The sequence below is a fragment of the Lentzea sp. NPDC004789 genome, assembly GCF_053601075.1.
In genome coordinates this window covers 107,823-120,508 of the sequence record NZ_JBSGBE010000012.1, presented here as the reverse complement: position 1 = coordinate 120,508, position 12,686 = coordinate 107,823, and the positions used below count along the sequence as shown (strand labels likewise).

General features: G+C 69.6%; 13 protein-coding genes and 1 pseudogene. 7 read left to right on the top strand and 7 right to left on the bottom strand.

Going from position 1 to position 12,686, the window contains the following annotated elements; genetic code table 11:
- A complete protein-coding gene (locus ACWEIJ_RS26280; RefSeq protein WP_449840048.1) occupies positions 1-516 on the bottom strand; it encodes a hypothetical protein in 516 nt (171 codons plus the stop codon).
- Between the two features lie 18 nt (positions 517-534).
- Positions 535-672 (bottom strand): annotated as a pseudogene (locus ACWEIJ_RS26275) (helix-turn-helix domain-containing protein); the annotation flags it as partial.
- A gap of 95 nt (positions 673-767) precedes the next feature.
- On the opposite strand from ACWEIJ_RS26275, the gene ACWEIJ_RS26270 reads away from it, so the two are divergent.
- The 3 genes from ACWEIJ_RS26270 to ACWEIJ_RS26260 all read left to right on the top strand — a co-directional run bounded on the left by ACWEIJ_RS26270 (position 768) and on the right by ACWEIJ_RS26260 (position 3,036).
- Complete coding sequence (locus ACWEIJ_RS26270; protein ID WP_449839892.1) at positions 768-1,226, top strand: hypothetical protein; 459 nt, start codon at positions 768-770, stop codon at positions 1,224-1,226.
- Complete coding sequence (locus ACWEIJ_RS26265; protein WP_449839891.1) at positions 1,227-1,940, top strand: GNAT family N-acetyltransferase; 714 nt, start codon at positions 1,227-1,229, stop codon at positions 1,938-1,940.
- Positions 1,941-2,022: 82 nt separating this feature from the next.
- A complete protein-coding gene (locus ACWEIJ_RS26260; RefSeq protein WP_449839890.1) occupies positions 2,023-3,036 on the top strand; it encodes an NADP-dependent oxidoreductase in 1,014 nt (337 codons plus the stop codon).
- A gap of 58 nt (positions 3,037-3,094) precedes the next feature.
- On the opposite strand, the gene ACWEIJ_RS26255 is transcribed toward ACWEIJ_RS26260, so the two are convergent.
- A complete protein-coding gene (locus tag ACWEIJ_RS26255) occupies positions 3,095-4,657 on the bottom strand; it encodes an FAD-binding oxidoreductase (protein ID WP_449839889.1) in 1,563 nt (520 codons plus the stop codon).
- Between ACWEIJ_RS26255 and ACWEIJ_RS26250 the strand changes: the two genes are divergently transcribed.
- Both ACWEIJ_RS26250 and ACWEIJ_RS26245 read left to right on the top strand, forming a co-directional pair.
- Positions 4,656-5,231 (top strand): TetR/AcrR family transcriptional regulator, encoded by a 576-nt coding sequence (locus ACWEIJ_RS26250; RefSeq protein ID WP_449839888.1) that lies wholly within the window; start codon positions 4,656-4,658, stop codon positions 5,229-5,231. The two genes, ACWEIJ_RS26255 and ACWEIJ_RS26250, sit on opposite strands and share 2 nt — an antisense overlap.
- Positions 5,228-6,613 (top strand): glycerol-3-phosphate dehydrogenase/oxidase, encoded by a 1,386-nt coding sequence (locus ACWEIJ_RS26245; protein ID WP_449839887.1) that lies wholly within the window; start codon positions 5,228-5,230, stop codon positions 6,611-6,613. The genes ACWEIJ_RS26250 and ACWEIJ_RS26245 overlap by 4 nt, the downstream gene beginning before the upstream one ends.
- A 75-nt stretch (positions 6,614-6,688) precedes the next feature.
- Here ACWEIJ_RS26245 and ACWEIJ_RS26240 read toward each other — a convergent pair whose 3' ends face one another.
- From ACWEIJ_RS26240 to ACWEIJ_RS26230, 3 genes are read right to left on the bottom strand one after another with little or no spacing between them, the layout of a single operon-like run.
- On the bottom strand, positions 6,689-8,389 hold the full coding sequence (locus tag ACWEIJ_RS26240; RefSeq protein ID WP_449839886.1) for a WXG100 family type VII secretion target: 1,701 nt from the start codon (positions 8,387-8,389) through the stop codon (positions 6,689-6,691).
- Positions 8,386-8,697, bottom strand: a complete 312-nt coding sequence (locus ACWEIJ_RS26235) for a type VII secretion target (protein ID WP_449839885.1) — start codon at positions 8,695-8,697, stop codon at positions 8,386-8,388. The genes ACWEIJ_RS26240 and ACWEIJ_RS26235 overlap by 4 nt, the downstream gene beginning before the upstream one ends.
- A 19-nt stretch (positions 8,698-8,716) precedes the next feature.
- Positions 8,717-9,169, bottom strand: coding sequence for a YbaB/EbfC family nucleoid-associated protein (locus ACWEIJ_RS26230; RefSeq protein WP_449839884.1), 453 nt, complete (start codon positions 9,167-9,169; stop codon positions 8,717-8,719).
- A gap of 129 nt (positions 9,170-9,298) precedes the next feature.
- Here ACWEIJ_RS26230 and ACWEIJ_RS26225 point away from each other — a divergent pair, with 129 nt between their 5' ends.
- Both ACWEIJ_RS26225 and ACWEIJ_RS26220 read left to right on the top strand, forming a co-directional pair.
- Positions 9,299-10,207, top strand: a complete 909-nt coding sequence (locus ACWEIJ_RS26225) for an ABC transporter ATP-binding protein (RefSeq protein WP_449839883.1) — start codon at positions 9,299-9,301, stop codon at positions 10,205-10,207.
- Entirely contained in the window at positions 10,204-11,385 is a 1,182-nt protein-coding gene (locus tag ACWEIJ_RS26220; protein ID WP_449839882.1) for an ABC transporter permease, read from the top strand. The genes ACWEIJ_RS26225 and ACWEIJ_RS26220 overlap by 4 nt, the downstream gene beginning before the upstream one ends.
- Here ACWEIJ_RS26220 and ACWEIJ_RS26215 read toward each other — a convergent pair.
- Positions 11,375-12,619, bottom strand: a complete 1,245-nt coding sequence (locus tag ACWEIJ_RS26215; RefSeq protein ID WP_449839881.1) for a cryptochrome/photolyase family protein — start codon at positions 12,617-12,619, stop codon at positions 11,375-11,377. The two genes, ACWEIJ_RS26220 and ACWEIJ_RS26215, sit on opposite strands and share 11 nt — an antisense overlap.
- Between the last annotated feature and the right edge of the window lie 67 nt (positions 12,620-12,686).

Here is a 12,686-nt window from a genome sequence, read left to right as displayed (position 1 = left end):
TCATCCCCGCGCCTGATGGCAGGGGATTCCGGCCCTCGCGGATCGGGTTTCCTGCTTCGCAGGCAACTGCGTCCCCGGTTCGTGCTGGGTCGGTCTCACGTCGCCTCCACAGGCAGCAACCGCCAGCCCGGCGGCCAGGATGTTCTTTGCAGCGTTGATGTCACGGTCGTGCGCAGTGCCACAACCAGGATCGAGCGACACCGTGACGGTGCCGGGTTCGGCGCCCTGAGGCAGGGGACGCGACCATCGGACGGCAAGCGCCTGATCCATCTTGGCGAGTTTGAGCTCCCCGCTCCGCCAGCTGAAAGCCGATCTGGTGTACTCCGCCGATGCGCGGGACTTCTTCCGAGATTTGAATCGCGGAGCATTGGCCCGCTTGACGAAGAAGCTCGCGAACGCATCCTGGAGGTGCCGGAGCGCCTGTTGCAGGGGTACCGACGACACCACGTTGAGAAATGCCAGCTCGTCGGTCTTCTTCCAAGCCGTGAGCATCGTCGACGTCTGTGCGTAGCTCACCTTGCGCTGCTCACGAGCCCACGCATGAGCACGAGCCTCAAGTGCCTTGTTGTAGACCAGCCGTACACATCCGAAGGTACGCAGCAGGTTTCACTGCTGCTGCTTCGTGGGATAGAAGCGGTATTTGTACGCCCGCTTGACCAGCGTGCTCGACATCCCCTCGACGGTATCAAAACCCGGTTTACCGCAGAGCTTCGAGCACCTGAGATTTCCATCCTCGCCAGAGTGGGTATCCGCAAACTGGAGTTCCGATGAATCCGATGATGACGACCATGTTCGAGTCGGTCCCGTCGCAGCGTCAGAGCGAGGAGGTGATCGAGGTGCCCACGACGTTGCCCGAGAACGTTTCCGCCGTTGAGCGCTACAAGGAGATCATCGCCATCGCCACGGACGCGGCGGCCCGCCAGCGCAAGCTGGACGAGGTGCGGTGCGCCGAGCTCGCCGAGCGGATCGCGGCCACCCAGCAGGAGATCGCCGAGGTCCGCGACCGCGAGAGGGTCGTCCGCATGGGCGCGGCCCTGCACTGGGAGCAGGCCGTCGAACAGCTCTGGAACGAGCGCTGGCTGCAGATGGTCACGCCGCCGCTGCCCGACGAGTCCGTCCCGCCCCGTCCGCAGGGCGAGTACAACCGGGCGATGGACCTCGCGTACCAGGCGCTGGAGGACTCGCTGGCCAAGCGAACCCTGTTGCGCCGCAAGCAGAAGGACTGAGTGCGCCGCTTACGCACCACCGCCGACGTCCAGGACGCCTCCGCCGACCCGCTGATCAGGTGGGCGGCGCAGGCGTTGTCGGCAGGCGGTGCGGCCTGGGAGCACCGCGGCGCCGTGGCCGTGCACGCGCCCGCGTTGACCCGTCGCCGCCGGCTGGTGCTGTCGGGGCCGGCGGAGGGCGTCGCCTCCCTGCTGGCCGCCCACGGCCGCGGTGTGGAGCTGCGCCCGCTGCTGGACCGGCCGTTGGCCCACGAGGTCGCCGCCCTGATGCCCACACCGTGGGTGGAGGACAAGCCGTTCGGCTGGATGGACCGCTCGGGCACCCTGGACCTCCCGGACGACGCCGAGTGGCTGTCCGCGACGGACGGTGTCCCGGCGCTGTTGCGCGCGGCCTTACCGGAGTCGTGGGCCTGGCCAGGCGAAACAGGCGTCCGCCGGTGGGCGGGCGTGCACGTCGGCGACACCCTGGTGGCCACCGCCGCCGAAGCCTGGTCGTCCGCGGACGTCGGCTTCATGATGGGCGTGGCCGTCCACCCGTCCCACGTGGGCCGGGGCCTGGGCCGGCGCGTCTGCCAATTCGTCACGTCCTCGCTGCTCACCCTCTACGGCACGTGCGCGCTCTTCGTGGAGAACTACAACGCCCCGGCCATCGCGCTTTACCGCAAACTCGGCTTCGCGTACCGGGACGTCACCACTCTTCTTCCTGCGGTCTAGCTCACAACCCGGAACACTCCTCCACGGACGGCTGTTGAACCGGATAACTGATCCGCAAATCTTGGATGGAGATGGTTCGACCATGACCAGCACCGCACTCGAAGTCCGGCTCGCCGCCCGCCCCAACGGCTGGCCGACGGAAGACACCTTCGAGATCGCCGAGGTCGACATCCCCACCCCCGCTGAGGGCCAGATCCTGGTCCGCAACGTGTTCATGAGCGTCGACCCGTACATGCGCAGCCGGATGAACGACGTGAAGTCCTACGTCCCGCCGTTCCAGGTGGGCCAGCCGCTCGACGGCGGCGCGGTCGGCGAGATCGTCGCGGTCGGCGAGGGCGTCTCCGGCCTCGCGGTCGGCGACAGCGTCCTGCACGGCCTGGGCTGGCGCGAGTACGCCGTCGTCCCCGCCACCCACGCGGTGAAGGTCGACCCGTCGATCGCTCCGCTCTCCGCCTACCTCGGCGTCCTGGGCATGCCGGGTCTCACCGCCTACGCGGGCCTCCTGGCCACCGCCGAGTTCAAGGAGGGCGACGTCGTCTTCGTCTCCGGCGCGGCCGGCGCGGTGGGCCAGCTCGTGGGCCAGATCGCCCGCCTGAAGGGCGCCTCGCGCGTCATCGGCTCGGCCGGCTCCCCCGAGAAGGTCAAGTACCTGGTCGAGGAGCTCGGCTTCGACGCCGCGTTCAACTACAAGGACGGCCCCGTCGCCGAGCAGCTCGCCGCGGCGGCCCCCAACGGCATCGACGTCTACTTCGACAACGTCGGTGGCGAGCACCTCGAAGCCGCCATCTCGTCGCTGAACGTCCACGGCCGGGTCGCGATCTGCGGCGCCATCGCCCAGTACAACGACACCGAGCCGCCCGCCGCCCCGCGCAACCTGGTCCAGGTCATCGCCAAGCGCCTGACCCTGCGCGGCCTCCTGGTCGGCGACCACAAGGACCTGCAGCAGCAGTTCGTCACCGAGGTCGGCGCCTGGATCGCCTCCGGCCAGCTGAAGTACTCCGAGACCGTGATCGAGGGCGGCGCGCGCCAGGCCCCGTCCGCGTTCCTGGGCATGCTGCGCGGCGACAACACCGGCAAGATGCTCGTGAAGTTCTGAGCTGACCGCACGCGGGGACCTTTCGTACTCTCGGAGAGTACGAAAGGTCCCCGCGTGCCTAAAGCAGCTTGCCGGGGTTCAGGATGCCGGTGGGGTCGAGCTGGGCCTTCACGGCTCGCAGGACGTCGATGCCGATCGAACCGATCTCGCGTTCGAGCCAGGGTTGGTGGTCGCGGCCGACCGCGTGGTGGTGGGTGATCGTGCCGAGCCGCGAGATGGCATCGGACGCGGCGACCTTGGCCCGTTGCCACTGGCCCACCGGATCTTCGAGATCGCGCGGCACCAGCACGGTGAAGTACAGCGAGGCACCGGTCTCGTAGGCGTGCGAGACGTGGCACATGATCACCGGGTCGCCCAGCTCCCTGGCCAGCGCCGACCGCACCTCGTCCCGCAGCTCGGACACCCGGGACCAGTGCGTGGCGGTCTCCAGCGTCTCGACGCACACGCCGGCGTCCAGCAACGCGTCCCGCTGCCGCGGTCCGTTGAACCGGCCGTGCACCCAGGCGGCTCCCATGGCCCGTCCGAGCCGGACGACCTTCCTGCCGCTCAACGCGCTCATGGTGGCCGACCGGGACCGGTGCTCCCACCCGAGGATCACCAGGCACGGCTGCTTGATCCCACGAAACCGCAGGTACTTCTTCACGGTCGACGCCTTGGCCCCCGCCAGCTCCAGCGCCACCTCGGTCTCGTCCTCATCGGACAGTCGGGTGACGTCGGCGAGCACCCCGTCCTGGGCCAGGGTCCGCACCAGGTCGACCCCGGCCTCCCAGCCGTCCACGACGAATCCCTCGTACCGCGGCCCGTACGGCTTGGGCCGCACCCGCACGGACACCTCGGTGATCACCCCGAAGAGCCCTTCACTGCCCAGCACCAGCTGCTTGAGGTCAGGCCCGGCGGCCGAGGCCGGCGCGGTCCCGACCACCCACTCCCCCACGGGCGTGGCCACCCTGACCGACTCGACCATGTCGGAGAACCGGCCGTAGCCGGAGGAGGCCTGGCCGGCGGACCGCGTGGCCGCGAACCCGCCGATCGTGGCCCGTTCGAACGACTGCGGCACGTGGCCGAGCGTGAACCCGTGGTCTCCCAGCAACCGTTCCGCCTCGGGCCCGGTCAACCCGGCCTGCAGCACGGCAACGCGGGACACCGGGTCGACGGAGACCAACGAGCCGAGGCCGGCCAGGTCAAGCGCCACGACGGCGGACTTGGTGCCGCGCAAGGCTTCCACGCCGCCCACCACGGACGTGCCGCCGCCGTACGGGACGACGGCGACGTCGTGCTCGACGCAGATCTTCAGGACCTCGACGACCTCGTCCGGAGAAGCGGGCTGCACGACGGCGTCCGGCACGGCCGGGGTGCCGTGGCCTCGATGGCGCAGCAGGTCCAGGTACGAGAGCCCACCGGTGCGGGCGAGCCGGTCCTGCGCGTCGGTGGACACCGTGCAGACGGCTTCCAGCGCGGTGAACGCGTCGGCGGACAGCGCCGACTCCGGTGCCGTCAGCGGCACCTCGGCGAACGGCTCGCCCAGGCCGACGCGCTGACTCAGCCAGGCCAGCGCATGCGGCGGCAACGGCGTGGTTTCGGAGGTCCATCTGGCCCTGGTCACTGCTACAGTGTTACACATGACGTCTCAACGTCACACTCACGACGCGCTGCTCGACGCGACCCGTGAGTGTGTTCTCGAGGTGGGGGTGCGTCGCACCACCCTCACCGACGTGGCAAAACGCGCCGGCGTGAGCCGCATGACCCTGTACCGCCGCTACCCGGACGTCGACCACCTCGTCCGCGCGTTGATGACCAGGGAGTTCGCCGCGCTGCTGGAGCAGGTCGAGCAGACGGCCCGTCGCGGCGACGCCCGCGAGCAGCTGGTCACCAGGGCCGTGGAGGCGATCAAGGCGCTCTCAGGCAACCCGCTCATGCAACGGGTGCTGCAGCTCGACGCCGAGCTGATGCTGCCGTACCTCACCGAACGCCTCGGCAGCACGCAACGGCTGGTGGAGCAGTTCCTGGTGGGCCAGATCGAGGCCGGGCACCTCGACGGGTCGATCCGGTTCGGTGACGCCAAGACGCAGGCCCGCGTGGTGCTGCTGACCACGCAGTCGATGGTGCTCTCCACGAAGCCCGCCACGTCCGGGCTCGACTTCACCTCGCTGCTGGACGAGCTGGCCAAGCAGCTGGACGGAGCTCTGCGACCGTGAACACGTCCCTGAACGCCACCCGCCGCTTGGCTGACCTCCAAGCCGCACAGCAGGAAGTCGCCGACGTCCTCGTGATCGGCGGCGGCGTCACGGGCACGGGCGTCGCGCTCGACGCGGCGTCACGCGGCCTGAAGACCGTGCTGCTGGAGGCGCACGACCTGGCGTTCGGGACGTCCCGCTGGTCCAGCAAGCTCGTCCACGGCGGCCTGCGCTACCTCGCGAAGGGCGACGTGAAGCTGGCCCACGAGAGCGCGGTCGAACGCGGCATCCTGATGACCAGGACGGCACCGCACCTCACCCGCACGCTGCCGATGCTGTTCCCGTTGCACGCGGGCGCGAACCACTTCGTCATGGCCGGCCTCAAGGCGGGCAACGCGTTGCGCATCAGCGCCGGCACTCCCGCCAGCGTGCTGCCGCGTCCTCGCCGGGTGCCCAGGCACGAGGCGTTGGCGCTGGTCCCCGGCCTGAACCCGGAGAACCTCACCGGCGGTCTGCTCAACTACGACGGCCAGCTCGTCGACGACGCCCGCCTGGTCGTGGCACTGGCCAGGACCGCGGCCGGCCACGGCGCGCGCATCATCACCCGCGCGAAGGTCCTGACGCTGCAAGGCGATGGCGCCGAAGCACAGGACACCCTGACCGGCACCACGTTCAGCGTCAGGGCACGTGCGGTGATCAACGCGACGGGCGTCTGGGCCGGCACGCTGGCACCGGTGCACCTGCGCCCGTCCCGCGGCTCACACCTCGTCGTGGACGCGAAAACCGTTGGCATCACGGGCACCGCGCTGACGATCCCGGTTCCCGGCGAACGCAACCGCTACGCCCTCCTGCTCCCCCAGGCGAACGGCCGCGTGCACCTCGGCCTCACCGACGAGCCGGTCGACGAGATCCCGGACGTGCCCGCGGTTCCGGAGTCCGATGTGGACTTCCTGCTCAGCACCGCTTCCGGTGTCCTGCAACGAAACCTGACCAGGGCCGACGTCATCGGCAGCTACGCCGGCCTGCGCCCGCTGCTGGAGGCCGAGGGCCAGACCGCGGACCTGTCCCGCCACCACGCCGTCCTCAAGGCCCAGAACGGCGTGATCACGATCGTCGGCGGCAAGCTCACCACGTACCGCAAGATGGCGGCCGACGCGGTCAACGCGACCGGCCTGACGCAACTCCCGTGCCGCACCAAGGACATCCGCCTCGTCGACGACCGCCCGCACCCGACCACGCCGATCGCGCCGGGTGTCACCGAGGCCGACGTCGTGCACGCGATCCAGCACGAGGGCGCGCTGGACGCCGACGACATCCTCGATCGGCGCACCCGGATCGGGCTGGTGCCGGCGGACCGGGAGAAGGCCGCACCGGAGATCGCGAAGCTGCTGGCCGCCGTGTGACGAAGGGGCGCCTGCGGGTACCTCCAACCTTCGTGTTGGTGGTACCCGCAGACGCCCCGAGCGCAAGGACTCAGCTCACTCGCCGATGACCGGCTTCGCGGCCTTGGGCGGGTCGACCAGCGCCTCGCCCTCGATCCGCACCTTCCGCTTGTGCTCGTTGCTGCCGCCGCCCTGCTGGTGACCGGCACCACCCATCGGGGCGCCACCCATCATGCCGCCGCCCGCACCACCGGCACCGCCACCGGGGCCGCGCGGAGCAGCGCCGGCCGCGCCACCGGCAGGACCGTGACCCGCGGCGCCACCGGCCGCCATGACACCGGCCGCGCCGCCGAACTGCGTCGCCTGCGTGGCACCGGCGCCACCACCACCGGCCGGGCCGCCGAGGCCCGCGGGCATGCCGCCGCCACCACCGCCGCCCATGCCCTTCGGGATGGCACCGCCACCGCCTCCACCGCCGCCACCAGCGGCGGTCAGGGACGCACTGTGGTCGGTCGTCGTCGGCGGGCGGTACCAGTCCGCGTTCGTCGTGACCGGCGTGGCACCGATCGACGGAGGCTTGGTCACGCCACCCGCGGTCGTGGTCGTGTCGGTCTCCCAGTGACCGGGCACCCACCGGCCGTGCCCCTGACCAGTCCCCGCACCCGCACCAGCCCCCGCACCGGCACCAGCGCCCACACCGGTACCCGTGCCGGGCGGGACGTAGCCGCCACCGCCACCCGCACCGCCGTGCTGAGCGGCAGGAGGCGTGTACACGGGACGGACGGGCGGACCGGCGCCAACGCCAGGACCCTGCCCGTACGGCCCCTGGTACCCGTCGGCGTTGCCGCCGCTGTAGCCGGGACGGACGTTGGTCAGGCCGTCGCCACCGCTGTTGTGGCCCTGCGTGTAGCCACCGGCGCCGCTGGTGAACGTGCCACCGGCACCGGCGTGCGCCTGGTTCTGCTGGTCGCTGCGGAGGCCGTCGAAGCCACCGGCGGTGGGCCGGTTGATGCCACCGCCGCCACCACCGGCGCCCTTGTGGGCCATCGAGGAGATCGCGTCGATGACCTGCTCGGCGATCTTCGCGATCTGCGAGACCTGCTTGACCAGGTTCATCAGCTTCTGCACGGAGCCGACGAGCTTCTGCAGGAAGTCGGCCAGCTTCTTCGCGTACTTGACCGCGGTCGTGACGATGTCCGCGATCGCGCCCGCGATGGCCGCGCCGAACGTCAGGAACGACGCCGCGAGCCACTGGATGATCTTCATGACCATGTCGGACACGGCCTGGGCGATCATGTCCATGATCATCTTGCGGACGGTGCCGACGAGCTGGCCCGCGCCCTCGACCGCACCGGCGATGCCGTTGACGGCCTTGGACAACGTCTCCATGCCACCCGCGTGCTTCTTGGCCGCGGCGCGGTAGCCGTCGGCCGCCATGCCCTGCCACTCGCGGGTCTGCGTGACGCAGATCTTCTCGTACTCCTGGGCGATGCCGTGCACCTGCTGGCCCGCCGAGCGGAACGACTGCGCCATCTTGGCGATGGACTCGGGGCTGCCGAGCAGGACGTCGAACGGCTCGCGCAGGAAGTCGACGTGCTGGATGGCCCAGCTGAAGCCGGCGGAGAGGAAGCCGCTCAGCGGGTTCGAGGCCATGCCGACGATGTCCATCGCCGTGTTCGCGATGCCGAGGCCCGCGTTGACCCAGTCTCCCCGCTCGATGGAGGAGTAGGTGTTGGAGATGTTGTTGATCAGCTGCTGCGGGTCGGTGCCCTTGGCCTGCGACGAGGGGGCGGTCATCCCCGGCCTCCCTTGAAGCCGAACATGTTGTCGAGGTCGACCTGCTCGTACTGCTCGATGGTCTCCTTGAGCCCGATGCCCATGTCCATCAGCGAGTTGGCGGCCTTGCCGAGCCCGTCCTGCGACAGTCCGGCCTGCTGGAGGATGTTCTGGGCCAGGAACCCGAGGAAGACGCCGAAGGCCTGGGTGGTGAGCGCACCCGGATCGCACGTCTCGGTGGCCTTGCGCATCCGGTCCATGAGCCGGTCCACGTTCGCGGCGTGGGATCTCAGCTCATCGAGATCGATGTTGAAGTGTGTTGACTGCATCGCCTACCCCCTCCTGCACTCAGGCCATGACGTCGGGCGGGTTGGTGAAGTACTCGTCGTCGGGCCGCGTGTCCTTGCGCTCCAACTCCGACTTCGGTTCTTCCTCGTCGGTTCCGTCGCCCGCGTATCCGTTCGGCATCTGCGCCTTCACGAACTCCAGTGCCGGGCTGTCGCCGACGAAGTCCGTCATGATCTGGACGACGCGGCCGGAGGCGTCCCGCTGGGCCTTGGCCGAGGCGGTGAGCACCGCGGAGGCGATCTCGCTGGGGTCCATGCCGCGCGCTTCCGGCTTGATCTGCAGATCGGTCAGCACGCCGGTGGCGTTGACGGTCACCGTGATCAGTCCGTCCGGCGAGCTGGCGCTCCCGCCCACACCGCCGAGCTGGTCGCGGGCCTGCTCGGCCTGCTGTTTCGCCTGCTCGATCTTCGCCCCGTACTGCGCGAGCCACTGATCGGGGTCAATGGGCTGCATGGTCACCCCCGTTGAGTGAATTGGTCGTTCGTTCGATTCGCCGTAGACGCCCGTATCGTTTCACTCGTTCCCTGCCCACCGATACTTTGAGTCCGATTACCGCCATCTGGGCTAACGAAGGGGTGCACCGTGCCTGAGGGGGTGCTGGAGATCGACCGGATCTCCAAGCGCTACGGGGAGGTCGTCGCCCTGCGGGACATGTCTTTCGACGTGCGCGCGGGCGAGCTCTTCGGGTTCGTCGGCAGCAACGGCGCCGGGAAGACCACGACCATGCGAATAGCGCTGGGCGTGCTCGCCGCCGACTCCGGCGAGGTGCGGTGGAACGGCAGAGCCGTCGACCTGGACACGCGCCGTCGGATCGGCTACATGCCGGAGGAGCGCGGTCTCTACCCGCGCATGAAGGTGCTCGACCAGCTCGTGTACCTGGCCGAGCTGCACGGCATGAGCACCAACGAGGCCCACACGAGCGCGGAGAACTGGATCGCCCGCCTCGGCCTGCGCGACCGCCGCACGGACGAGGTGCAGCGGCTGAGCCTCGGCAACCAGCAGCGGGTGCAGCTCGCCGCCGCGCTGGTGCACGAGCCGGACGTCCTGGTGCTCGACGAACCGTTCTCCGGCCTGGACCCCGTGGCGGTCGACGTGATGAGCCACGTGCTGCGCGAGAAGGCGTCCTCCGGGGTGCCGGTGGTGTTCTCCAGCCACCAGCTCGACCTGGTGGAACGGCTGTGCGACCGGGTCGGCATCGTGAGCGCGGGTTCCATGGTCGCGAGCGGAACGGTGGACGAGCTCCGCTCCGGCGGGGTGCCGCGGCTGGTCGTTGAGTCGCCAACGACCGACTGGACTGTCACGCTGGACGGTGTGCGGGTGATCGAGAAGAACGGGACGCGCTGCGTGCTGGAGCTCGCCGACGGCGTCGACGACCAGACAGTCCTGCAGACCGCCCTCGCCGCCGGCCCCGTGCACGAGTTCTCGCGCCAGCGCCCGACGCTGACGGAGCTGTTCCGCAACGTGGTGACCACCGAGGCGAGGAGCGCATGACGTCGGCCCGAACGGTCTCGTTGGTGGCCCGGCGCGAGTTCGTCACGAAGGTGCGCACCCGGTCGTTCCTGATCGGCACCGCGGTGATCATCGCCGTGCTGGCCGGGTACGTGGTGCTGCAGTCGGTGCTGTTCGACGACCAGCAGCGCAGCGTCGTCGGGCTCTCCGGCCAGGCGACCCAGCTCGCCGATCCGTTGCGGGAGAAAGCCAGGTCGTTCGGCGTGGACGTGGAGACGCGGGACGTCACGACGATGACCAACGCCGAGCAGCAGGTCCGCGACGGCTCGCTGGACGCCCTGGTGACCGGTGCGCCGCCGGCGTTGAAGATGATCGTCAAGGGCTCCGGCGACCAGGTCCTCACGACGGTGCTGAACGACGTGCTGCGCCAGCAGGTCCTCGTCGCCCAGCTCGCCGAGGCGGGCATCTCACCGCAGCAGGTCGCGCAGAACCTCGCGAACGTCAGCGTCGCCGTCACCGCGCTGGAACCCGTTGACCCGCAACGAGGACAGCGCCTCGCGATCGGGCTGATCGTGGCCGCGCTGCTGTACTACTCGCTGCTCGTCTACGGCACGATGGTCGCCCAGGGCGTGGTGGAGGAGAAGTCCAGCCGGGTCGTGGAGATCCTGCTCGCGACGGTGAGACCGTGGCAGTTGTTGCTGGGCAAGGTGATCGGCCTCGGCGCGGTCGGCCTGCTGCAGCTGCTGGTGATCTCCACGGTCGGGCTCGGGCTGTCGTCCGCCTTCAACGTGGTCGACGTGAGCGCTCTGGGCGGCACGGCGCTGCTGACCGGCGTCCTGTGGTACCTGCTCGGGTTCTTCCTGTACGCCACGGTGTTCGCCGCGGCCGCGTCCCTGGTGTCGCGCCAGGAGGAGCTGCAGTCGGTGCTGACGCCGATCAGCATGACGATCATCGTGGCGTTCGTGGCCGGCATCAACCTGATGATCGGCAGCCCGTCCGGCCCGACCGTGACCGTGCTGTCGCTGCTGCCGCCGTTCGCGCCGATCCTGATGCCGGGCCGGATGGCGATGGGCGTGGCCACCACCTGGCAGGTCGTGCTGGCCGTCGTGCTCGCGCTGGCGGCCATCGCGGCGATCACGTGGCTGGGCGGCAAGGTCTACGCGAACGCCGTGCTGCGGACCGGCGCCCGCGTCAAGCTCCGCGAAGCCCTCAAGCTCTGATGGCCTGGTAGCGGTCGAGCGCCACCTGGCGTTCGACCGCATGGTCGACGATCGGCTCCAGGGTGTGCGAATCCGGCGCGTACCGGCGGACGTACGCGCCGTCCGGATCGAACTTCTTGGCCTGCGTCAACGGGTTGAACACGCGGAAGTAGGGCGCGGCGTCCGTGCCGCAGCCGGCGACCCACTGCCAGTTGTGCTGGTTCGAGGCGAGGTCGCCGTCGATCAGGTGCCGCATGAAGTGCCGTGCTCCCCACCACCACGGCAGGTGCAGGTCCTTCACCAGGAAGCTGGCCACGATCATGCGCACCCTGTTGTGCATGAAGCCTTCCTGCAGCAGCTGCCGCATCCCGGCGTCGACGATCGGATAGCCGGTGCGGCCGTTCTTCCAGGCCTCGAACAGCTCCCGGTCGTCGTCGTGCTTCATCCGGTCGAACCTGCGGTCGTAGTTCTCCCGCGCGGTCTCCGGCCGGTGCCACAGGACGTCGGCGTAGAACTCGCGCCAGGCCAGCTCACTGCGGAACGTGCCGTCGCAGTCCTGCAGCAACGTCCTGGGGTGCAGCACGCCGAACCGCAGGAACGCCGACAACCTGCTCGTGGCGTCGAGGCCGGGACGGTCGCGGGTGGTGTCGTAGTCCGGCAGGCGTTCGTCGCGGAACCGCTCCCAGAGCTTCCGCGCGTCCGGGAGTTTCTCCTTTACCGCAGGGATCTTCACGCTGTGGTCCGGTTCGACCCAGTCCAGAGTGGACGACGACGTGTCCGCAGGAGCGCGCCAGCCGTGCTCCAGCCAGGCGTTGCGGAACGGCGTGAAGACCTTGAACGGCGTTCCGTCCTGTTTGCGCACCCGGCCGGGGGTGACGGCGTACGGCGAGCCGGAGCGGACGAGTTCGATGTCCCCCAACGCTTCTTCGACGGCTTCGTCGCGACGCCGCCCGTACGGAGCGCAGTCCGCGGAGATGTGGACGCTCCCGGCACCGATTTCCCGCGCGATGCGCGGAACCGTCTTCACCGGGTCACCGCGCACGACCATCAGCCGGCCGCCGAGCTCGTCGTTCAATGCGTGCAAACACCGGTGCAGGAAATCGATTCGCGGCTGTCCCGACGGTTTCCGCAACCGGTCGTCGAGAACGAACAATCCGAGCGCGCGAGGCGACCTTTCCGCGGCCGCGAGAATGGCGGGATGATCGGATGTCCGCAAATCCCGGCGGAACCAGACGAGCGAGGGCGGGGAACTCACCGTTCGACGCTAAAACGCGCGGGGCGCGCCTGCATGACAGGCGCGCCCCGCACGGGTGAAGCGGTGT

Coding starts and splice junctions, on each gene's coding strand:
- ACWEIJ_RS26235 (WP_449839885.1), bottom strand. CDS start 8,697: ATGCAGTCAACACACTTCAACATCGATCTCGATGAGCTGAGATCCCAC.
- ACWEIJ_RS26270 (WP_449839892.1), top strand. CDS start 768: ATGAATCCGATGATGACGACCATGTTCGAGTCGGTCCCGTCGCAGCGT.
- ACWEIJ_RS26260 (WP_449839890.1), top strand. CDS start 2,023: ATGACCAGCACCGCACTCGAAGTCCGGCTCGCCGCCCGCCCCAACGGC.
- ACWEIJ_RS26255 (WP_449839889.1), bottom strand. CDS start 4,657: ATGTGTAACACTGTAGCAGTGACCAGGGCCAGATGGACCTCCGAAACC.
- ACWEIJ_RS26220 (WP_449839882.1), top strand. CDS start 10,204: ATGACGTCGGCCCGAACGGTCTCGTTGGTGGCCCGGCGCGAGTTCGTC.
- ACWEIJ_RS26250 (WP_449839888.1), top strand. CDS start 4,656: ATGACGTCTCAACGTCACACTCACGACGCGCTGCTCGACGCGACCCGT.
- ACWEIJ_RS26230 (WP_449839884.1), bottom strand. CDS start 9,169: ATGCAGCCCATTGACCCCGATCAGTGGCTCGCGCAGTACGGGGCGAAG.
- ACWEIJ_RS26240 (WP_449839886.1), bottom strand. CDS start 8,389: ATGACCGCCCCCTCGTCGCAGGCCAAGGGCACCGACCCGCAGCAGCTG.